Genomic DNA, 20,762 nt, shown 5'->3' on the forward strand with positions numbered 1-20,762 from the left:
GTCTCTCTGAAAACGGGCCGTCTCACATGAGACGACCCGCCGTGCCAGGCATTGCTTTCAGTATAGTCAGGGAAGGCGCCGCATCGCGCGGCGCAACAGGTGGGAACGCATCAATCGATCAATGCGTGACGATAGCGATGCAGCATGTCGGCCAGGCGTTTCACCGGCCCGGTGACGCTGAGCGGTGCCTGATTGTCTACCAGCTTTTGCTGGTACTCGTTCATTTCACCCAGCAAGCGATCGTAGTAATAAGCGCGCTTGACGTCGTTCTTGGCGGAGACCACCCGATCGGCGGTGCTGCGGATCTGGCGGTGGAAGGCCGACAGCTCTTCGCTGATCGGGATTTCCGCCCGCTGCATGCGCTGATGGGCGATGATCAGGTTCAGCGCCAGACGATACTTGGCGATATCGTTCGGGAACATCATCAGCAGCTGGTTAAGCTGCTGATACAGCGCCGGCAAGTGGTTCTGCCGGCGGCGCGCCGCCTTGGTGGTCAGCGCCGACACCGCGCTGCTGACGAATTGGTTGAGCAACGTGCGGCCGGTGCGTTCGCGCGAATTGTCGCGGATCAGCAGCAGCACCATCAGCCCGACGCAGCTGCCGAGGAACTGGCCGAGCGCCCCGTCGAGAAACTGGGTCACGTTAAACTCCATTGGGTTGCTCAGCACCAGAATGTTGATGGTCCCCGCTAACAGCCCCAGCGAACCGAGCCGCCGCTTTTGCACCTCGATACCGATGAAAAACGCCAGCAGACCGAGGCTGAGACACAACAGCAGAATGCTCTGCTGCGTCGCCGGCAGGATCACCATGAAGAACAGGGAACCGACCGGGATCGCCGCCAGCATCCCCAGCACGAAATCCATCGCCACCATGCGTGGCGCCGGGGTGCGCATCGCCAGCGAAGTGATCACCGCGATGATCACCATAAAACCGCTGCCGGATGTCCAACCGGTCCACAGCCACAGCAGGCTGCCGAAGGCCGTCGCCACGAAGGTGCGCAGGCCGTTGATCATCGCGTGGTGCCCTTCCGCCGAGGTCGGTTTGACCACGGTTTCTTTGCTCAACACGTCCTCTTCAACCGCGCTGATGCTGCCGTTGGTATGCACGCCCTTCGACAGCAGCAGGTAGCGCGTCGCCGCGCCGACCCAGCCGGTGATGGTCGGCAGCGTTTCATCGGAGCGATGGGTGGTCAGCACCTGGCGCAGCAGCTTCATGCGTTTGTGGATCTCCGGCGGGTTTTCCGCCGGCACCATCAGCTGCTCCCGCAGGCTCGCTTGCAACGCGTCCGGGTGATTCAGCAGGATCAGATAGGTTTCGCAGGCCTGAGTGATCAGCGTCAGCGACAGGGTATGCAACGCTTTTACCCGGCGATTGACCTTCTGCCAGCGCGAGGACTCCATCATCAGGTTGTTGCGCATGCCGTCCAGCGCCGTGGTGCTCTTCACCAGGTTGCTCCAGGCGCGGTCGATGTCCTCTTTATCGGCGTTGCTGATGCACATCTGCAGCAGGCGGTATTGCTCCACCAGCAGTTGATCGACCGCCCGATCGATGTCCTGCTTGATCGAGCGCGGCGAAAACAGCAGATCCGCCAGCACGGCGCTGACGATCCCCAGCACGATCTCGCTGCAACGCTCAATAGCGAACTGCGGCGCTTCCAACAGATGCGCTTCGCTGGTGGCGACGGTGACGATGATGATCAGCGCGGTATAACCGGCCAACCCCCAGGCGTAAGAGTTTTCCACCTTGATCAGCGAAGAAATCCAGGTGCAGAACCCGGCCCAGATGCAGCACAGCAGCAGCATTACCACCGGCGCGCGGGCGGTGGTGATGATAATGATCAGGCCGACGAAGCAGCCGATAAAGGTGCCGATGATGCGCAGCCAGCCGCGATGGCGGATGGCGCCGGAGAAGGGTTCACCGCCGGCGGCAAAGGCCGGGCCGGCGGCGACGATGGCAGCGGTCATCGCCGACCACCGCGGGGTTTCCAGATTGAGGTGGAAGCCGACGAACAGCGCAAACACAATCGCGAAGCTGAGTTTGAAGGCAAATCTCAGCCGGATGAAGGTTGGGCTGTTCATCAGCCGAACTCACGCAGCCGGTGCATCAGGCGCACAAAAGGCGAGCCGCTGTCGGCATTGCGGTCGTTCTTGCCGACGATCACCACGGTCGCGGTAGTGCCGGCCGGGTACGGATGCTGCTGATCCTTGGCGTCCAGCAGGATCTTCACCGGCACGCGCTGCGCCAGGCGCACCCACTCCAGGTTGCTGTCGATCGACGCCAACCCTTTGCTGTTGACCGTGCTGCTGCTGTTGTTTACCGCCGCCGCCACGCTGTCGACGGTGCCATGCATGATGCGGTTGCTGCCCAGCGGGGTGATCTCCGCGCGGTCGCCCTTATTCAGGCCGCTCAGCTTGGTTTCTTCCAGGTAAGCCAGGATGTAGAAGGAGTCTTTCTTCACTAACGCCACCGCCACCGAGCCGCGAGTGATGTATTCGCCGGCGTGTACGTTGAGGTTGGTGATCCAGCCATCGGCCGGGGCGCGCACCGTGGTGCGTTCCAGATCCAGCTGCGCCAGCTCGCGCGCCGCTACGGCCTTCGCCAGCTGGTGCTGCACGGTCTGCAGCGAGTTGTTCGACTGGTCGATCTCTTCCTGCGACATCGCCTGCACGCCCAGCTTCACGCGGCGGCCGGCCTCACGCCGTTTTTCCGCCGCCAGCGCTTGATAGTAGGCGACGTCGGCGCCGGCTTCCGCCAGGGCCTGCTCATAGCGCGGCCGATCGACCACGAACAGCACCTGCCCTTTTTTCACCAGCTGGTTGTCCACCACCGGCACGTCGGTCAGCAGGCCGCTGACGTCCGGGGCGATCGCCACCACGTCGGCGGTGAACTTGGCGTCGCGCGTCCACGGCGACTCGGTGTAAAACACCCAGGCCTTGAACACCGCAACGATCCCCAGCAGCACAAGAATCAAAGTGATCGCGATCCGGGTTATTTTTATCGAAAAATTTTTCACAGCGACCTCAAACAAAAAGACATGAAATCAAATAAAACAGGCAGCAATACAGCGCGGTGTTAAACAGCGCCGGATGCCAGACAAAATCGTAAATCCCCGTCGGCTGCAGCAGGCGGCGCAGGAGAAAAAACAGCGCCAGCGACACCAACAGCTCGAAAAACACCGGCGGAAACGACAGTCCGAAGATGACCATAACCGGAAGCAAACTCATCACTTTTTCCTTATTGTTCACTGCGCCGGGGGACGACGGGCCTTGCCATTCACATTCTCTTTACATTTTAGCGTGCGCGCGCCACAAATCTTGACCGGACAGCTTGTCCAGGTCACGAACCCGAAAAAAGGTTAAACTTTGGGGCAGACATCCACGACAGGGATTGCGAGGGTGCCGGAGGAGCGGCAGGATTGCAGGGCCGCTCGCTCTCGCACGTTGGTAAGGTCTATTCACCCGACCACGTTATATTAGCCTGCTTACTATCAAGGCATCAACAATCTGTGATCTAAATCACTTTTAAGCCAGAGTGAATAATGGAAAGATTAAAACGGATGTCGGTATTCGCCAAAGTGGTTGAGTTCGGGTCGTTTACCGCGGCCGCGCGCCAACTCGACATGAGCGTTTCATCGATCAGCCAAACCGTCTCGAAACTGGAAAATGAGCTGCAGGTCAAGCTGCTGAACCGCAGCACGCGCAGCATCGGCCTGACCGAAGCCGGCAAAATCTACTATCAGGGCTGCCGGCGCATGCTGCAGGAAGTCAGTGAAGTGCATGAGCAGCTGTATGCGTTTAACAATACGCCCGCCGGCACGCTGCGCATCGGCAGCTCCTCCACCATGGCGCAAAACGTGCTGGCGAACATGACCGCCGAAATGATGAAAGAGTACCCGGGCCTGACGGTCAACCTGGTGACCGGCATACCGGCGCCGGATCTGATCGCCGACGGGCTGGATCTGGTGATCCGCACCGGGGCGCTGCAGGATTCCAGCCTGTTCTCTCGCCGCCTGGGGCAGATGCCGATGGTGGTGTGCGCCGCCAAAAGCTACCTGAGCCAGCACGGCACGCCGCAGAAACCGAGCGACATGGTTAACTTCTCCTGGCTGGAATACAGCGTGCGGCCTGACAGCGAATTTGAACTGATGTCGCCGGAAGGCATCACCACGCGCATTTCGCCGCAGGGGCGCTTCGTGACCAACGACTCCTCCACCATGATCCGCTGGTTGAAAAACGGCGCCGGCATCGCCTACGCCCCGCTGATGTGGGTGATCGAAGAGATCAAACGCGGCGAGATCGAGATCCTGTTCAAAAGCTACCATTCGGATCCGCGGCCGATCTACGCGCTCTATACCGAAAAGGACAAACTGCCGCTGAAGGTGCAGGTGTGCATCAACTATTTAACCGACTATTTCGAGCGCGTAGCGGCGGTCTATCAGGGCTATCGCTGAGCGGCGCTCAAATAGCGGCGCGCCAGCGCGCCCAGCAGCATCAGCGCCAACATGCCGAGGCCCCATAGCAGCCAAACGGCGTAACCCGCCCAGGTCAGCAACAGAGGAAAATAGCTCGCCAGACCGCTGCCCAGCTGTTTCAGCCACGGCAGCCAGGCGTCCAGCATCGTCTGCGGCACCAGGCTCAGCGCGCCGTTTACCGGCAGGGATGCGTCGCCGGCCGCCTCCGCCAACGCCGGGAGCCAGGCCAGCATACCGGCAACGCCCCAGGCCAGCAGCGTCCACAGCACCATCGCGCCGAGCAACAGCGCGAGCGTCCAGCCGCCCCGGTTCACGGTACGCCGCCGCCGCACTGCGGGCAAAAGCGGCTGCCCGGCGGCAGCGGCGCGGCGCACTGCCCGCAGGTGGCGCTCACCGCGGCAAACGGCTGGCCGCAACGGTGACAGTAACGCGCGCCCGATTTATTCACCGCCTGGCATTCCGGACACTGCGGCCCCTGATCGCCATGCTGGCTATAGCGGTTGCCATGATGCCCGCCGCGGTGACCCGCGCGCTGATGACCGCCGTTAACACCACCTTGCCCCAACAACCTTTTCAGTAAGCTCATCACGCCTCTCCTCTGTGCATTAACGCTGAACCTCACTGTAAACCCTGGAGTAAACTCCAGGGTAAAGCCCGGCGAGCAGGATTTACGTTTCATTACATCGAATGATCGGCAAGGCTTTGATGTAGTTAACAAAATTCGCATCGGCATTCCCCCACCTCGCCGCACTGCGTTATGCTGCGGGAACCTCTCCCTGCATCAGGAATAACCATGAAAAAAATCATACTGGACTGTGACCCGGGGCATGACGACGCTATCGCCCTGCTGCTGGCCTGGGGCAATCCGCAGATCGACCTGCTGGCGGTCACCACCGTGGTGGGCAACCAAACGCTGGACAAAGTGACGCGCAACGCCCTGGCGGTGGCGCGCATCGCCAATATCACCGGCGTGCCTTTCGCCGCCGGCTGCCCGCGCCCGCTGGTGCGCAATATCGAAGTGGCGCCTGACATTCACGGCGATTCCGGCCTCGATGGCCCGGTATTGCCGGAGCCCCACCTGCAGTTGGATACGCGCCATGCGGTAGATCTGATCATCGATACGGTGATGGCTCATCCGCCCGGCAGCGTGACGCTGGTGCCGACCGGCGGCCTGACCAATATCGCCATGGCGGTGCGCAAAGAGCCGCGCATCGCCGAACGGGTCAAGGAAGTGGTGTTGATGGGCGGCGGCTATCATGTGGGCAACTGGAGCGCGGTGGCGGAATTCAATATCAAAATCGACCCCGAAGCGGCGCACATCGTGTTTAACGAAAAATGGCCGCTGACCATGGTCGGGCTGGATCTCACCCACCAGGCGCTGGCCACGCCAGCAATCTGCGAACGCATCGCCGCCCTCGGCACCCGGCCGGCCACGTTCGTCGGCGAACTGCTGGCATTCTTTGGCCGTATGTACCAACAGGCGCAGGGCTTTAGCGCCCCGCCGGTACACGACCCCTGCGCAGTCGCCTACGTGATCGATCCCAGCGTGATGACGGTGCGCAAGGCACCGGTGGATATCGAACTGACCGGCACCCTGACGCTAGGCATGACGGTGGCGGACTTCCGCGCGCCGCCGCCGCCGGATTGCCACACCCAGGTGGCGGTCAAACTGGATCAGGATAAATTCTGGGATCTGGTGGTGGATGCGCTGGAGCGGATCGGTGAGGTGGAGTAAGCGAATGAGAGACGAGATTAACGCGCTTTTACGGGCGCGTTAGTCTGCACCATATCGCGTCAAGCGTGAGGCTCAGGCCATGGCCTCTTTTATTTTCAAGACAGCAGAATATTCCTAACAATAGAGCATTAAATAAAAACCATGAAAAACACTCAAAGACGAGAAAAATCTTAATAAAAATAAAATCACAGCACTCAAATCAAATATGAAAAAAAGCGACAGATGAAGATAAAATAAATTGCGGTCGCTACACCGGTATTGGCAACATAAACTTAACAGAGGATTGACGCCTTTATTCTCCGTCTTGCCTGTCGATGCAACCCATCATCGTACTCACCCACTGCGCCAGCCCACACCAAAGATGAGTTCAATTGATTGATTTTAATTGAAAATTTAAATTGCTTAATGAAGAATTGACTGAATCGCAATAGATTTGAGAAAATGACACCTCTATTTTTTACACACCGAAAATGCCTTTTACAGGTGAACCAATGCGGCTTAACCTTTCTTTATGCAAGCAGCACCCCGCAATTCTCAGCGTGAAAATAAATTATCATTTAGACATGAATGATTTTAAATTTTCATAATATTTTTAGGAATTGAAGCATCAGCGAATTTAAACACCGTAATAAAAGACAGGGAATAATAAAAACATGCATTCAATAGACGATATCGAGACATGGCGGGTTTACCATGACCGATAAATCCCCCGTTAACATACCGACTGCCGCCGTGCTGCCCCTGCTGCTGATCTGGATGGCGGTGATTTTGCCGGTTTATCACCCCAACATGGGCGGCGGTGGCCTGGCGCTGCCGCAAAATATTCTGGCCTGGAGCGCCATGGCGCTCACTACGCTGATAGTGGCCTTCACCGTTTGCCTTGGCCGTACCCGTCTTTCGCTTACCCCTACCGCCCGGCTGTTGCTGCTCGGCATCGCCGTGCTGGCGCTGCCGCTGCTGTATACCCGCCCCGAGTGGCGCGAAGATGCCCTGTGGCGCTGCGCCGGTTTGCTCGGCGGTTGGCTGTTCTATGTCGCCTGCCTGCAGCTGCGCCCAACTCCCCGGCAGCGCAGCCTGCTGCTGTACGGCCTGCTGTTCGCCGTCGGCGTTCAGGCATTGCTGGCGGCTCTGCAGCTGTTCGCCCCTGCGCTGGCCTGGGTATCCCCTAACGGCAACCGGGTCTACGGCGTCTTTCAGCAGCCGAACGTGCTGGGCAGCTTTATCGCCACCGGGCTGGCTTTGGCACTCTGGCTGCTGCTTGCCCCTCTCTCTGCGCCGGCACGGCGGCGGCAACTTCCGCTGCTCGCGCTGCTGATCGTTTTCTCCGCCCTGCTGGTGCTGATTCAATCGCGCGCCGCCTGGCTGGGCGGGGCATTGGCGGCTGCGTTGCTGCTGTGGCGTTTTGCCCACCAGCATCCGGCCACAAGCCGCTGGGCCGGCGGCGCGCTGCTGTTGGGCATCGCGCTTGGCCTGATGTTTCTGTTCACCGGTCTTGGTCTTGATGGCCGCTCAAGTCTTATCGCACGCGAAGGCTCGAATTATTCACGTCTGACGATGCTGCTGGATACCCTAAGCATGATCCTGGCCAAACCATTGCTGGGCTGGGGCTACGGCGGCTTTGAATACAGCTTCGCGCATTTCCGTCTGCAGGAAATGCCCTGGCGAGAAGTGTTGGAAGTCGCCGGGCATCCACACAATGAAATCCTGCTGTGGTGGGTTGAGGGCGGCCTGCCGGCGCTGGCGGGTATCGTTATCCTCCTCGCCGCCGGCGCGCTGCTGCTGAAACGCGCCTGGCAACGGGATCGCGAGCAGCCGGCCGGCGCGCGCGTCGGGCTGTTTCTGGTGCTGCTGCCAATGCTGGTGCACACTCAGCTGGAATACCCTTTCTATCTGTCTGCGCCGCACTGGCTGGCGTTTCTGTTGCTGTTGGCGTTGCTGGACAGCCAAACCGGCGAACCCCGCCCGCTGCCGTTCGCCAAAGCCCTGAGCCTGCCGGTGGCGATGGCGGCGATCGGCGTGCTGGTGATGGCGGTCTTCGCCTGGCAAGGGCGCATGGCGCTCACCCAGTCGGAACGCACTATGTTGGCAAATATCGACAGCATCGAGCAGATGCCGCCGCCGGCCGCCTGGATCTACCGGGAGCGCAAAACCTTCGACGAGCAATCTCATTCGCTGCTGGTCTATAACCAGACGCGTGATGACGCCCTGTTGACCGGCTATCGACAGTGGGCCAATGCCTATCTGCTGCGCCGTATCGACGCCAACGTCTACGCCACGCTGATCATGATCTTGCGTTACCAGGGCGCTCAGGCGGAAGCCGATGCTCGCCAGCGGGAAGCCGCCTTCCTGTTTTCGTGGGATGCGCGGTTCAGATAGGGAAGAACGCTGCGATCAACGTGGCAAAATCGCGCACTCTTTATCCAGCAGCGATTCTACCGACGCGCGATTGCCAACGTCCCAGCCACGTTTCGAGGCCAGCAAGATAAACCCTTGCCGGCCGGCAAATGTGGCCGGGACGACGGCCACGCCATATTCCGCCAGCTGCGACGGCGACAAATGGAAATATTGCGCGACGTCCTTAATCGGGTAAATGCCCATCGCGGTCGGCTGCATCACACGGCGGGCATAGTAGGTGTGGCGCAACAGCTTATCCGGCAAAGGCCGCCATTGTTCCTGTATGTAGGGGCGCTCCGCCTGCAATTGACGTCGCACATCTTCGCGCAGGCAGGTCAGGTGAATATGCAATTGGTTCTGACTGCGGCCGTATGCGGAGTTGATCGCCATGCCCAACATATCATCCGGCACCGGCCCGCCATACTCGGCGGCCAACCGGTAACGCATCAGCCACGCATAGCCAAAATAATCCGTCCGTTCCCCAGCCAGCAGCTGCGGGCTTTCAATGCCGGAGAGCCGCGCCGTCGGCACCAGGATAAAGTGATAAGGGTAACGCGGGTTTTGCAGCACGCTAAAGCCCTGCGCTTTACCCTGCGGCATATAAATCTGCTCGCACGGGGCTGGATTGCGTTTTTGCTGATAGTTGGCCATACAGAGCTTATCGACCACGCCCCACAGCGCATCTGAACGGGCGCAGCCCGTCAGGGACAGAACGCCCAGCACCAGCAGCCAACGCCGGGCGGATAATGCCAAACGCCTCATCCTCGAAGTGTTCTGTTTTTTCGCCACGTCAATTTCATTCCATCAATGGGCGCAGGCACGCCTGCTGGGATGCGGCGTCCTGCCGCGCTTAACGTTATGAATGCGGGCAAGCCGCAACAGGGGGAATGACTAAGGGGCCACTGCATGGCCCCTTGAGGAAAGATTACGCCGTGCCGCCGACGGTGAGCGTATCCAGTTTCAGCGTCGGCTGGCCGACGCCCACCGGCACGCTCTGGCCTTCCTTGCCACACACGCCCACGCCTTTATCGAGCGCCAGATCGTTGCCGACCATCGAAATCTGCTGCATCGCCTCAATGCCGGAGCCGATCAGCGTCGCCCCCTTCACCGGCTTAGTGATGCGGCCTTTCTCGATCAGATAGGCTTCGGTGGTGGAAAACACGAACTTGCCGGAGGTGATATCCACCTGGCCACCGCCGAAGTTCGGCGCGTACAGGCCGTATTCGACGCTGGCGATGATCTCTTCCGGCGTCGATTGGCCCGCCAGCATGTAGGTGTTGGTCATGCGCGGCATCGGCAGATGCGCGTAGGACTCGCGGCGGCCGTTGCCGGTTGGGGCGACGCCCATCAGCCGCGCGTTGAGCTTGTCCTGCATGTAGCCTTTCAGCACGCCGTTTTCGATCAGCACGTTGTATTGGCCCGGCACGCCTTCGTCGTCGATCGCCAGCGAACCGCGGCGCCCTTGCAGGGTGCCGTCATCCACCACGGTGCACAGTTCGGACGCCACCAGCTCGCCCATATGGCCGCTGAACACCGAAGTGCCGCGCCGGTTGAAGTCGCCTTCCAGGCCGTGGCCTACCGCTTCGTGCAGCAGCACGCCCGGCCAGCCGGCCCCCAACACCACCGGCATATTGCCGGCCGGTGCCGCCACCGCGCCGAGATTGACCAACGCCATGCGCACCGCTTCTTTGGCATAGGCATCGGCGCGCACGTCGCCGTCGGCGATTTCCAGGAAGTAGTCGTAACCGAAACGGCCGCCGCCGCCGCTGGAGCCGCGCTCACGCTTGCCGTCCTGCTCCACCAGCACGCTGACGGAGAGACGCACCAGCGGGCGAACGTCCGCCGCCAGCGTGCCGTCGGTGGCGGCCACCAACACCTGCTCATAAACGCCGGTAATGCTGGCGTTCACTTCCTGCACCCGCGCATCGGCGGCGCGCGCCACTTTGTCGACACGGTGCAGCAGGGCGATTTTCTCTTCACGCGGCAGGCTTTGCAGCGGGTCGAGCAGCGGATACAGTGCCCGATAGCCGATCTCACCCAGGGTATGCGCCCGTCCGTCGCCCTGCTCGCGCACGATGCTGCGCGCCGCCTGGGCGCTCTGCTGCAGCGCATGCAGGGTGATCTGATCGGCATAAGCGAAGCCGGTCTTCTCGCCGCTGACGGCGCGCACGCCGACGCCCTGGTCGATGTTGTAAGAGCCATCCTTGATGATGCCGTCCTCAATCACCCAGGCTTCGTGATAGCTGGACTGGAAATAGAGATCGGCGTAGTCGATACGGCGTTCTGCCAGTTGACCCAGTACCTTGTACAGGTCTTGATGACTCAGCTTGTTGGTAGCGAGTAACTGCTCACTGACAAACGTCAGGCTCATAATGGTTTCACTCTTGATTGGAGGATAGCTTGTCAGACGGCGCCGTCAGCGACGTCTGGAATCGATTGTGCTGCAATACCGGCATCTGTTGCCGCAGCGTTTGCAGGCTTGCGGTGTCCACGCGCACCTTCAGCGCCGCCACGGCGTCCGCGTTCTCGGCCAGCACCTTACCCCAGCCGTCGACAGCCAGCGAGTGGCCCCAGGTGCGGCGGGTCGGCCCATGGCGCCCCACCTGCGCCGGCGCCAGGATCATGCACTGGTTCTCGATTGCCCGGGCGCGCAGCAGGATCTCCCAATGCGCCTCGCCGGTCACCCGGGTAAAGGCCGCCGGCACCGATATCAGTTCGGCGCCCTGCGCCCGCAGCGCCTGGAACAGCGCGGGGAAACGCAGATCGTAGCATATGGTCATGCCCAAACGCCCGACCGGCGTATCCACCACCGTCAGATGCTGCCCGTGCTGGTAGGTATCCGACTCGCGGTAGTGGCCGTGCGCATCGTTAATATCCACATCGAACATGTGCAGCTTGTCGTAGCGGGCGCGGATCTCGCCCTGATCGTCGAACAACAGGCTGCTGGTAGTGATAAGCTGCGGATCCTCACGGCTGATCAAAGGCATCGAGCCTACCAATAACCATACGCCATAGCGGCGCGCCAGTTCGCGTACCGCGTTCTGCAGCGGTCCGTCGCCCTGTTTTTCCGCCTGTTGGCGATAGGCCGCGGAGTTGGCGAACAGCAGCGCGTTCTCCGGCGTCATGACCAGTTTTACCCCGGCATTGAGCTGCTTGATCTGCTGTTCAATCTGGGCCAGGTTATCGCGCACCTGATCGCCACTGCACAACTGCAACAACGCAACGTTAGCATTCCTCATGACGCCTTATCCTCCTTTGCCTTACGAAGTACCTCATTGATCTTCGGCTGGTCGAGATCGCCGCCGATATGGTAGCGAATCAGCGAAATCTTGCTCCACAGCGGCCCCAACACCTGCGAGGCGGCAAATACCGCCGCGCCGACGATCGGGTTGACGACAAACGCGGTGGCCACGCCGACGGTCGCCGAAATCGCCGGTGCCACCACCGCCTCCATATCGATGCGACGGCGCGCCAGATCGATCTGGCCGCTCATGGCGATGTCCGCTGCCAGGCCGTCGATCAATAGATTATCCGTATGCATTATGCCATCTTTCAGCCAGGCGGTGCTGCGGATGGAATCAAAGTAGAAGCCTTTGCCGAAGGTATCGCTGAAATCGAACTGCAGTTTGCGCAGCAGGGCGTCAAAGCTGACCAATCGCAACAGCTGACCGGCGCGGCCGCCACCCATGCTGTCGATCTCGCCCTTGCCCATCTTGACCTGCAGCGCGCCGCTCAGCGTATCGACCCGTGGCTGCCACGGCGTGCCATGCCAGTACAGATCGAAATCCACGTCGTAAGGCGCCCCCTTGAGCGGAATGGTGATGCCGAAGAAGGCGGCGGTTTCGTCGATCTTGCCGCCGAGCAGCTTGCCTTTCAGCGAGCTGCGCTCTTCCTGCGCATTTTGTTTCCACAGGCCGGTGGCGGTCATGCGCCCTTTGCCGGTATCGACCAGGCCGTGATCCAGCGTCAGGGTATCGCCCCGATTGGTCAGATCCGCCTCGACCCTGCCGAGGTTCTGTCCCAGCACCCAGCACGACTTGCAGCGCAGCATCAGCGAAGGCCAATCGCGGAAGGAAACTTTCTCGGTCGACGGCGGCGGCGTGCCCGCCGCGTTTTTCGTTTCGGCGAACTGCGGGTTGTAATACAGGTAATTGATATCGGCGCGCCACGGCCCGCGATCGGCCACCCGCAGGCTACCGTCCACTTCGTCGCTCTTGGCACTCACGAGGGTAGCGCCAAGCTGTTTCTCGGCCGACAGCGTCAGCTTATGCCAGGCCTGGCCCCCCAACAGCAGCTGCGGCGTGGTCAGTGCTACGGTGGTGGGGAAACTGAAACCGCCCACCTGGCCACTGCCGCCGCCCTGTTTCAGCGCCGGCGCCAGCAGCGCCAGCCACTGCTCGCCGTCCAACGCCGGCAGGTTCAGCGTCATCGATTTGCCGGCCGGCAGCGGCGGCGTGCCACCACCGTTGGTTTGCCAGGCGGCGCGCGCCAGATTCACCTGTTTCTTGTCGAAGCTCCATTCGCTGTTGAAGCGGTTCTGTTTGCCTGCGCTGCCCGTCAGCATGAAGCCGTTCAGACCGCCTTTAACCTTGACGTTCACCGGCAGCGCCTCACCCGGCGCCTTGTCCAGCGGCGAAGGTAAGTGACTGCTCACTTTCTTCAAATCCGCGTCAATGCCGATATCATAGCTGGCCGAGCCCTGATGCGGCAGCGTGATGGCCACCTGGCTCTGCCAGGACGCGCTGCCGCTGAGCGCATCAGCGGCCTCTTTTGGCAGGCCGGGGAACTTGCCCGGCTGCCAGTCGCCCTTCAGGCCGACGTTGACCTTGTAGTCGCGATCGCCTTCCTGCGTGGTGAAGTTCACCGCCACCGGCTGCCCGAACCAGTTGGCCGACAGGGTGTCGCTCTCCAGATTGCCGTTATCGAAGCGGAATTTGCCGCTAAGCTTCTGCAGCTCGCTTTCCAGCGGCTTGATCAGCAACGAATTGTTGTTCAACGCCACTTCGCCGGTGGCTTTGACCTGCTCGCCGTCCAAGGGGATATCGAGATGTAAGCGCCCACTGACATTACCGCCGATCTGCAGCTGATCCAGCGCCGCCCCCAGCGAATCGTGCAACGGCGTCTGCATGAAGTAGTCATGCACGTCGCTGCCCGCCCCCGCCACTTCGGCGTCGATCAGCAGCCGCTCTTTCAGATAATCCGGGATCACCGCGCTAATATTTTTGCCCGCCACCTTACCCAGCCGGGTTTGCGGCGCATGCATCCACAACCCCTCGTTGGCAAAATCGAGATCGATCGCCAAATCGGTCAGCGCCGGCCAGCCCGGTTGGAACTGGAAAGTGGCGTGGCGCAACGGCACGAAGACCTCGAATTGCCCTTCGTTTTTACGGTACGGGAAGTGCTGCGGATCGCCGGAATAAATCAGCGTGGCGTTATCCACCTGGCCGCCCTGAATGGCGCCGCTCAGGTAATCCACCAGATGCTTGCCCATCAGCGGTTCCGGGAAATAGCGCCAGGCGTCGGCGCCGTCATACAGGCGGATACCCGCCAGGATGTTCAGCCACGGATCGCCCTTGGCCGGCTGCTGGTAGCGAAAATCGCCGTTGACCCACAGCGACTTCGCCTTGACGTCCAGCCCCTGGCTCGCCAGCTCCCAACCCTGCTGGTTATAGCGCCAGGTCAGCGCGCCACGCGCGCTGCTGACTTCAAGCGGCGCACGGAACATGTCGCCGTAAGGCAGGGTGCTGTCGGTGAGCCCCAGCGTCAGACGGCCGTTCTCCACCCCACCGCTCAACGCGCCGGAGAAGTGGTTGACGCCCGGCAGCAGTTCCCAACGTTGCCAGCTGACATCGCGCCACAGCGCCTGGAACCGGCTCTTTTCCGGTTGCTTGAGCGGGATGTCCAGCGCCAAGGCTTCCAGCTTCCCTTGCGGCTGCAGATCGTTCCAGCGATCGAGCACATCCGGACTGAGGAACGAGAAGGTCGGCAGCAGCGCCGACAGGCGCTCCAGCTGAATATTGGTCGCGCGCACCCGCAGCTCTTCATTCTGCGCCGGCCCCATGAACTCGGTGTTTTCCGGCAGCCACAGCGCGGAAAACCCGCCCTGCGGCCAGGCCTGGCCGTCGGTGCTCAAACGCAGCTGCGGCACGTCGAGCTGCCAACCGGTGCCCTGGCGGCGCAGCGACAGCGCCAGATTGTCCACGTCCAGCCGGTGCTGAGCAGCGCCGGTATCCCAGTTGGCCGCCCCCTGCTTGAGCAACGCATGGCCGCCGGCGATCTCGCCGTTCTGCACCTGCAGCCAGGCCGCCAGACTGAAATCGGCGCTTTCCAGCCCGGTGTTGGCGCGCAGCCAGCGGGTAAACCAGGGTTTCATGTCGATGTTGTCGGCCTGCAGGTAGACCGTACCGGTATCCAGCAGGCCTTGATTGTCACGCAGGTCCATGCGCAGCTGCACCACGCCATGTTGGCCATTCAACGTCGACAGGCTGATCTGCCCCTCGGCGCGGTGGCGATCGCGGCCGTTGAGCCAGGTCAACTGAGGAATGTCGAATTCGGCGCGCGCGCCGGCGGGCGTCAGGAATGAAATACGGCTGTCGCGCAGATCGAAATGGTCGAGCTGGCGCAGCATCAGATCGCTGATTTTGCCCGGCTCAAGGCCTTCGCCCTGCTGGTCGCCGCCCAGCGTGGCGTTCAGATCGAGCCGGAATTGGTAGAAGGTCAGATCGCGGAACTGCCAACGCCAGTGCAGCAGCGACTGCCACACGTCCAACGCCAGCGTTACGCGTTCGATATGCACATCGCTTTTGGGCAGCGTGGCGCTCAGGTTGCGCATTTCAAGCTGCGGGCCGAAGGTTTCCCAACTGCCCTGCACGAAATCCATTCGTACAGGCACGCCGGACAGCTTCTCCACCTGCGCCAACAGTTGGGGACGATAGTCGTTCAGCTTCGGCAGCATCAGGCGCAGCCCGCTGATCAGCAGCGCCACAATCACAATTAGGGTGGCGCCTGTTGCTAACAGAATCCCAGGCAGTCGCCTCACGCAGTTCTCCTTGCTCCGCTGCCTGGCAACGGGAATATCTATGCACTGACAGGCCCGGCGTGCCGGGCCCTTTCCGATGTCGGACGGGCTACATCATGACGACGTCGAACTGCTCCTGGCTGTACAACGGTTCGATCTGCACCTTCACCTGTTTGCCGACGAAGATCTCCACTTCGGCCAGCGCATGCGACTCTTCGCTCTTCAGCGCTTCGCCGACCGCCGCGGAGGCGTACACCAGGAAGCGATCGGAATCGTAAGCGTGATGCACACGCACAATCTCGCGCAGGATCTCGTAGCACACGGTTTCCACCGTTTTCACGGTGCCGCGCCCATTACAAGTAGGACAATCGTGACAGAGCACATGTTCAATGCTTTCACGCGTTCGTTTACGCGTCATTTCAACTAAGCCTAGCTGAGAGAAGCCGTTGATCGTGGTTTTTACCCGATCTTTACTCAACGCCTGCTCCAGCGAGTGCAGCACCCGGCGGCGATGCTCTTCGTTGTTCATATCGATAAAGTCGATGATGATGATGCCGCCCAGATTGCGCAGCCGCAGCTGGCGGGCGATGGCCTGCGTCGCCTCGATGTTGGTATTGAAGATGGTTTCATCGAGGTTGCGATGGCCGACGAAGGCGCCGGTGTTGATGTCGACCGTGGTCATCGCCTCGGTCTGATCGATGATCAAATAGCCGCCGGACTTCAGCTCCACCTTGCGCTCCAGCGCGCGCTGGATCTCGTTTTCCACATCGTACAGATCGAAAATCGGCTGGCTGCCGGTGTACAGCTCCAGCTTGCGGGTGATGTCCGGGATATACTCGCCGGTAAATTCCACCAGCAGATCGTGCGTCAACCGCGAATCGACGCGGATGCGATCCAGCGCCGCGCCGGCGAAGTCGCGCAAAATGCGCTGCGCCAGCGCCAGCTCGCCGTACAGTTTGTACTTGGTCTGGTTGCGCTTCTTGCGCTCCATCACCTTGGTCCACAAGCGCTTGAGGAACGCGGCGTCCTGCGCCAGCTCTTCCTCGCCGATGCCTTCCGCCGCGGTGCGGATGATAAAACCGCCCAGCTCGTCGCAGTGCGGCGCAACGATGGATTTCAAGCGTTCGCGCTCGGCTTCGCTTTCAATGCGCTGCGAAACGCCGACGTGCGCCGCGCCCGGCATGAAGACCAGATAGCGCGAAGGCAGCGTGATGTCGGTGGTCAGGCGCGCACCCTTGGTGCCGAGCGGATCTTTCACCACCTGCACCATCAGGTCTTGCCCCTGGCGCACCAGCTCGGCGATATCGCGCACGTGGAAGTTTTTCCGCTCGTCACCGGCGACGCATTCGGTATGCGGCATGATGTCGGAGGCGTGCAGGAAGGCGGCCTTATCGAGGCCGATGTCGACGAACGCCGCCTGCATCCCCGGCAAGACGCGGCTGACGCGCCCTTTATAGATATTGCCGACGATGCCGCGTTTGGATTCGCGTTCGATATGGATCTCTTGCAGAATGCCGCCGTCGATATAGGCGACCCGCGTTTCAGACGGTGTGATATTAACCAGTAGCTCAGCTGTCATGCCTTCTCCTCAGAGCCGGTCGATAATGGCAGCGCCCATCAACCGGTTCTTACATCACGTAATGCGACAAAATTACTGAGCAGCTCATGTGTTTCGACCAGCGGCAGACCGACCACCGCATGATAACTCCCGGTTATCGTTCTGACGAAACAACCACCCTTTCCTTGAATTCCGTAGGCGCCCGCTTTATCCATCGGTTCGCCCGTAGCAATATAGTCGCGGATATCCTGTTGCGACAGGCTGCGGAACGTCACGTCGGTCACCACCAATTGGCAACGCACGTCGTGGCGATCGGCGATCGCCACCGCCGTCATCACCTGATGCTGTTTGCCGGACAGGGCCGCCAGCATTTCCGCCGCATGGGCTTCGTCGCGCGGCTTCTCCAGCACCCGGCCGTTGAGCACCACGATGGTGTCGGCACCCAGCACCGGCCTATCTTCCTGCGCCAGCGCCACGCCTGCTTTGGCCTTGTCCTGCGCCAGGCGGCGCACATAGGCTTCCGCGGCTTCGCCTTCCCGGCGCTGTTCTTTGGTATGCGTCAGCAGAATGTCGAACGGCACGCCCAGCAGGGTCAGCAGTTCACGTCGACGTGGGGAGCCGGAGGCCAGATAAAGCGAAGTCATTGATATACCCTTACTGTACGGCGAACTGACGGCGGATTTTGCGCATCAACAGGAATAACCACGGCCACAAAATGCCGTTTACCACACTACTCCAGAACACCTCTGGGCGGAAAGAGACGTTGATCACTAAAAACTCAGCCCAGAACACCACTACGTCCATCGACAGCGACAACAGCACGACGATCAGCGCCTGTTGCCACAGCGCCATATTGCGGAACAGTTGGAATTTGAACGCCACCAGGTAAGCGATGATACCCAGCGCCAGCGCGCGCACGCCCAGCGTGGAGCCGAGGATCAGATCCATGATCAGCCCCAGCACGAAGCCGGTGCCGACGTTGACCCGATGCGGCAAGGCCATCACCCAGTAGATCAGGATCAGCACCAGCCAGGACGGCCGGAACATGTAGATCTGCTCCGGCCACGGCATGATTTGCAGCACCAGCGCCACCAGGAACGACAGCCAGATTATCCAGCGCCCGTGGCTGCGGTAGCTGTTCATTGCACGACTCCCGCCGCTGCGGGCTGAACCTGAGGCTGAGCAGACGCCGGAGCGCCGGATTGCGGCGCCGCGCCGCCGGCCGGGGCTGGCAGCTGCGGCCCAACCGAACCGGCCGGCGGCAGCACCTGCGGCATCATCTGCATCAGGCGTTCATTGGCCACGCGGTGTACTTCGTCCGGCGGCAGCGGCATGTCGCCGTTGCGATCGGCGCCCCACAGCAGCAGCAGGTAGCGCAAACGCTGCAGACCGGCGGTTGGCCGCGCCTGAATCACGGTGTAAGCGCGCTGGTTGTCGACCTTGACCGAGGAGACCACCGCCACCGGATAACCTTCCGGGAAGCGGCCGCCGAGGCCTGAGGTCACCAGCACGTCGCCAACGCGGATATCGGTGTTGTTCGGCAGGTGTTCCAGCTGCAGATCGTCGGCGCAGCCGCTGCCTGCGGCGATCACCCGAATATCGTTGCGCAGCACCTGAATCGGCAGCGCGTGGGAGGCATCGCAGATCAGCAGCACGCGGCTGGTGACCTTCGCCACCGCCACCACCTGGCCGACCACGCCCTTGTCGCTGATCACCGGCTGGCCTTCATAGACGCCGTTGTCCGACCCTTTGTCGATAACGACCTGGTCGCTGTAGGGATCGGAACCGGTGGAGATCACCTGGGTAACCATCTTGTGCTCGTCCTGGCGCAGCGGGGAACCCAGCAGTTCGCGCAAACGGGCGTTTTCCTGCTTGAATTGGCCAAGAAGAAGAATATCGCTGTTTTTCAGCAGCAGTTCCTGCCGCAGAGCTCGGTTTTCCAGCTCCAGCTGTTGGCGGGTAGCCAGCGTTTCTGACACGCTGTCCAGAACTTTACGCGGCCCGTTGGCCAGAAAATAGAAAGGGCTGACTGCGGTGTCCATGTAGTTGCGTATCTTCACGAACGTGCCGAGCCGGCTGTCGGCAACGATCAGGCCAATGGCCGCAATCACCGCCAAAAAAAGTCGCAGTTGCAGGGAAGGCCCCCTGCTAAAAATCGGCTTCATAAATTATGCGAGTTCCTCGACAACAGAAAGAGGAACCGTACCCGATTTTCGCTGTGCGCATTCATCCGATACGATTCCTCCTTCCAGGGGCTGACTATTCTTCGCTGAACAAATCGCCGCCGTGCATGTCGATCATTTCCAACGCCTTGCCGCCGCCGCGCGCCACGCAGGTCAACGGATCTTCCGCCACCACGACCGGGATGCCGGTTTCTTCCATCAGCAGGCGATCGAGGTTGCGCAGCAGCGCGCCGCCGCCGGTCAACACCATGCCGCGTTCGGAAATATCGGAGGCCAATTCTGGCGGGCACTGTTCCAGCGCCACCATCACCGCGCTGACGATGCCGGTCAGCGGCTCTTGCAGGGCTTCGAGGATTTCATTGGAGTTCAGGGTAAAGCCGCGCGGTACGCCTTCGGCCAGGTTACGGCCGCGGACTTCGATTTCGCGCACTTCGTCGCCCGGGTAGGCAGAACCGATTTCGTGCTTAATGCGTTCCGCGGTGGCTTCGCCGATCAGCGAGCCATAGTTGCGGCGCACATAATTGATGATAGCTTCATCGAAGCGGTCACCGCCGATGCGCACGGAAGAGGAGTACACCACGCCGTTCAGCGAGATCACCGCCACTTCTGTGGTACCGCCGCCGATATCCACCACCATGGAGCCGGTCGCTTCGGAGACCGGCAGACCCGCGCCGATCGCCGCCGCCATCGGCTCTTCAATCAGGAACACTTCACGCGCGCCGGCCCCTTGGGCGGACTCGCGGATGGCACGGCGTTCAACCTGGGTCGCGCCGACCGGCACACAGACCAGCACGCGCGGGCTTGGGCGCATAAAGCTGTTGCTGTGAACCTGTTTGATGAAGTGCTGCAGCATTTTTTCGGTCACGAAGAAGTCGGCGATCACGCCGTCTTTCATCGGGCGAATAGCCGCGATGTTGCCGGGGGTGCGGCCCAGCATCTGTTTGGCGTCATGACCGACGGCCGCTACGCTCTTTGGGGAGCCGGCACGATCCTGGCGAATGGCAACCACCGAAGGTTCATTCAGTACGATGCCTTGCCCTTTAACATAAATCAGGGTATTGGCGGTACCCAAGTCGATGGACAAGTCGTTGGAAAACATGCCACGAAATTTCTTAAACATAACGAAAGGATAATCCTGCAAGCTGGGGGCGGAAAATAAAATCCGCCTACTTTACCAACCACACGAAGCAGCGACAAGGCGCAAAAACGTTCTACTTCGGTGAAAAATAGTCTGTATTGTTTCTGCTCGAATGCACGGAAATTGGATGAGGCCTGAATTCCCTGAACAAAGGCTCAGTTTACCACCCTGTCAACGCACGAAACGGCGTAACACAGCTCATAAAATCTAACATATTCCCTGATTGCCGCCGGTGGTAAGCACCTACCAACGTCAGCCAGATAAA

At 60.8% G+C, this 20,762-nt stretch carries 17 protein-coding genes; 3 read left to right on the plus strand and 14 right to left on the minus strand.

Annotation, left to right across the window (positions count from 1 at the left end):
- Positions 1-110: 110 nt before the first annotated feature.
- Genes aaeB through aaeX form a run of 3 tightly spaced genes read right to left on the minus strand, consistent with a single transcriptional unit; the run spans position 111 to position 3,224 of the window.
- Positions 111-2,078 (minus strand): p-hydroxybenzoic acid efflux pump subunit AaeB, encoded by a 1,968-nt coding sequence (aaeB, locus tag AC6BYQ_RS17640; RefSeq protein WP_498057280.1) that lies wholly within the window; start codon positions 2,076-2,078, stop codon positions 111-113.
- A complete protein-coding gene (gene aaeA / locus AC6BYQ_RS17645; RefSeq protein WP_498057281.1) occupies positions 2,078-3,013 on the minus strand; it encodes a p-hydroxybenzoic acid efflux pump subunit AaeA in 936 nt (311 codons plus the stop codon). The genes aaeB and aaeA overlap by 1 nt, the downstream gene beginning before the upstream one ends.
- 7 nt (positions 3,014-3,020) lie before the next feature.
- A complete protein-coding gene (gene aaeX / locus AC6BYQ_RS17650) occupies positions 3,021-3,224 on the minus strand; it encodes a p-hydroxybenzoic acid efflux pump operon protein AaeX (protein ID WP_004936952.1) in 204 nt (67 codons plus the stop codon).
- A gap of 314 nt (positions 3,225-3,538) precedes the next feature.
- Between aaeX and aaeR the strand changes: the two genes are divergently transcribed.
- The gene (gene aaeR, locus AC6BYQ_RS17655; RefSeq protein ID WP_025160124.1) at positions 3,539-4,450 is read left to right on the plus strand and encodes an HTH-type transcriptional activator AaeR; all 912 of its coding nucleotides are present in this window, start codon (positions 3,539-3,541) and stop codon (positions 4,448-4,450) included.
- On the opposite strand, the gene AC6BYQ_RS17660 is transcribed toward aaeR, so the two are convergent.
- Positions 4,441-4,785 (minus strand): hypothetical protein, encoded by a 345-nt coding sequence (locus AC6BYQ_RS17660; RefSeq protein ID WP_063918689.1) that lies wholly within the window; start codon positions 4,783-4,785, stop codon positions 4,441-4,443. The genes aaeR and AC6BYQ_RS17660 overlap by 10 nt on opposite strands.
- On the minus strand, positions 4,782-5,057 hold the full coding sequence (locus AC6BYQ_RS17665; RefSeq protein WP_019453163.1) for a zinc ribbon domain-containing protein: 276 nt from the start codon (positions 5,055-5,057) through the stop codon (positions 4,782-4,784). The genes AC6BYQ_RS17660 and AC6BYQ_RS17665 overlap by 4 nt, the downstream gene beginning before the upstream one ends.
- A 207-nt stretch (positions 5,058-5,264) precedes the next feature.
- On the opposite strand from AC6BYQ_RS17665, the gene uriH reads away from it, so the two are divergent.
- The gene (gene uriH / locus AC6BYQ_RS17670) at positions 5,265-6,206 is read left to right on the plus strand and encodes a uridine-preferring nucleoside hydrolase UriH (RefSeq protein ID WP_019453164.1); all 942 of its coding nucleotides are present in this window, start codon (positions 5,265-5,267) and stop codon (positions 6,204-6,206) included.
- Between the two features lie 693 nt (positions 6,207-6,899).
- Complete coding sequence (locus AC6BYQ_RS17675) at positions 6,900-8,582, plus strand: PglL family O-oligosaccharyltransferase (protein ID WP_498057283.1); 1,683 nt, start codon at positions 6,900-6,902, stop codon at positions 8,580-8,582.
- 15 nt (positions 8,583-8,597) lie between these two features.
- Here the strand turns inward: AC6BYQ_RS17675 and AC6BYQ_RS17680 are convergent, their stop codons facing one another.
- The 9 genes from AC6BYQ_RS17680 to mreB form a co-directional block, all read right to left on the minus strand.
- A complete protein-coding gene (locus AC6BYQ_RS17680) occupies positions 8,598-9,362 on the minus strand; it encodes a CDP-diacylglycerol diphosphatase (RefSeq protein ID WP_498057284.1) in 765 nt (254 codons plus the stop codon).
- Between the two features lie 163 nt (positions 9,363-9,525).
- Entirely contained in the window at positions 9,526-10,971 is a 1,446-nt protein-coding gene (tldD, locus tag AC6BYQ_RS17685) for a metalloprotease TldD (RefSeq protein WP_309530677.1), read from the minus strand.
- Between the two features lie 7 nt (positions 10,972-10,978).
- Positions 10,979-11,839: a deaminated glutathione amidase gene (gene nit1, locus AC6BYQ_RS17690; RefSeq protein WP_074054984.1), complete on the minus strand. Its 861-nt coding sequence runs from the start codon at positions 11,837-11,839 to the stop codon at positions 10,979-10,981.
- A complete protein-coding gene (yhdP, locus tag AC6BYQ_RS17695; RefSeq protein WP_498057285.1) occupies positions 11,836-15,639 on the minus strand; it encodes an AsmA2 domain-containing protein YhdP in 3,804 nt (1,267 codons plus the stop codon). Before yhdP ends, nit1 begins: the two co-directional genes overlap by 4 nt.
- 88 nt (positions 15,640-15,727) lie before the next feature.
- The gene (gene rng / locus AC6BYQ_RS17700) at positions 15,728-17,197 is read right to left on the minus strand and encodes a ribonuclease G (RefSeq protein WP_019453170.1); all 1,470 of its coding nucleotides are present in this window, start codon (positions 17,195-17,197) and stop codon (positions 15,728-15,730) included.
- Positions 17,198-17,235: 38 nt separating this feature from the next.
- On the minus strand, positions 17,236-17,820 hold the full coding sequence (locus tag AC6BYQ_RS17705) for a Maf family protein (RefSeq protein WP_498057286.1): 585 nt from the start codon (positions 17,818-17,820) through the stop codon (positions 17,236-17,238).
- A gap of 10 nt (positions 17,821-17,830) precedes the next feature.
- Positions 17,831-18,319, minus strand: coding sequence for a rod shape-determining protein MreD (gene mreD, locus AC6BYQ_RS17710; protein ID WP_004936918.1), 489 nt, complete (start codon positions 18,317-18,319; stop codon positions 17,831-17,833).
- Positions 18,316-19,341 (minus strand): rod shape-determining protein MreC, encoded by a 1,026-nt coding sequence (gene mreC / locus AC6BYQ_RS17715; protein ID WP_025160128.1) that lies wholly within the window; start codon positions 19,339-19,341, stop codon positions 18,316-18,318. Before mreC ends, mreD begins: the two co-directional genes overlap by 4 nt.
- A 94-nt stretch (positions 19,342-19,435) precedes the next feature.
- Positions 19,436-20,479 carry a rod shape-determining protein MreB gene (gene mreB / locus AC6BYQ_RS17720; protein ID WP_003855260.1) on the minus strand — a complete coding sequence of 348 codons (1,044 nt, stop codon included), beginning with the start codon at positions 20,477-20,479 and terminating at the stop codon, positions 19,436-19,438.
- Positions 20,480-20,762 lie beyond the last annotated feature (283 nt).

The organism is Serratia sp. LTN-2, assembly GCF_059740205.1.

What these genes read in the sequence shown, in the direction of transcription:
- mreC (WP_025160128.1), bottom strand. Translation starts at nt 19,341, where the DNA reads ATGAAGCCGATTTTTAGCAGGGGGCCTTCCCTGCAACTGCGACTTTTT.
- mreD (WP_004936918.1), bottom strand. Translation starts at nt 18,319, where the DNA reads ATGAACAGCTACCGCAGCCACGGGCGCTGGATAATCTGGCTGTCGTTC.
- mreB (WP_003855260.1), bottom strand. Translation starts at nt 20,479, where the DNA reads ATGTTTAAGAAATTTCGTGGCATGTTTTCCAACGACTTGTCCATCGAC.
- rng (WP_019453170.1), bottom strand. Translation starts at nt 17,197, where the DNA reads ATGACAGCTGAGCTACTGGTTAATATCACACCGTCTGAAACGCGGGTC.
- aaeX (WP_004936952.1), bottom strand. Translation starts at nt 3,224, where the DNA reads ATGAGTTTGCTTCCGGTTATGGTCATCTTCGGACTGTCGTTTCCGCCG.
- aaeB (WP_498057280.1), bottom strand. Translation starts at nt 2,078, where the DNA reads ATGAACAGCCCAACCTTCATCCGGCTGAGATTTGCCTTCAAACTCAGC.
- AC6BYQ_RS17705 (WP_498057286.1), bottom strand. Translation starts at nt 17,820, where the DNA reads ATGACTTCGCTTTATCTGGCCTCCGGCTCCCCACGTCGACGTGAACTG.
- AC6BYQ_RS17675 (WP_498057283.1), top strand. Translation starts at nt 6,900, where the DNA reads ATGACCGATAAATCCCCCGTTAACATACCGACTGCCGCCGTGCTGCCC.
- nit1 (WP_074054984.1), bottom strand. Translation starts at nt 11,839, where the DNA reads ATGAGGAATGCTAACGTTGCGTTGTTGCAGTTGTGCAGTGGCGATCAG.
- AC6BYQ_RS17665 (WP_019453163.1), bottom strand. Translation starts at nt 5,057, where the DNA reads ATGAGCTTACTGAAAAGGTTGTTGGGGCAAGGTGGTGTTAACGGCGGT.
- aaeR (WP_025160124.1), top strand. Translation starts at nt 3,539, where the DNA reads ATGGAAAGATTAAAACGGATGTCGGTATTCGCCAAAGTGGTTGAGTTC.
- AC6BYQ_RS17680 (WP_498057284.1), bottom strand. Translation starts at nt 9,362, where the DNA reads ATGAGGCGTTTGGCATTATCCGCCCGGCGTTGGCTGCTGGTGCTGGGC.
- uriH (WP_019453164.1), top strand. Translation starts at nt 5,265, where the DNA reads ATGAAAAAAATCATACTGGACTGTGACCCGGGGCATGACGACGCTATC.
- tldD (WP_309530677.1), bottom strand. Translation starts at nt 10,971, where the DNA reads ATGAGCCTGACGTTTGTCAGTGAGCAGTTACTCGCTACCAACAAGCTG.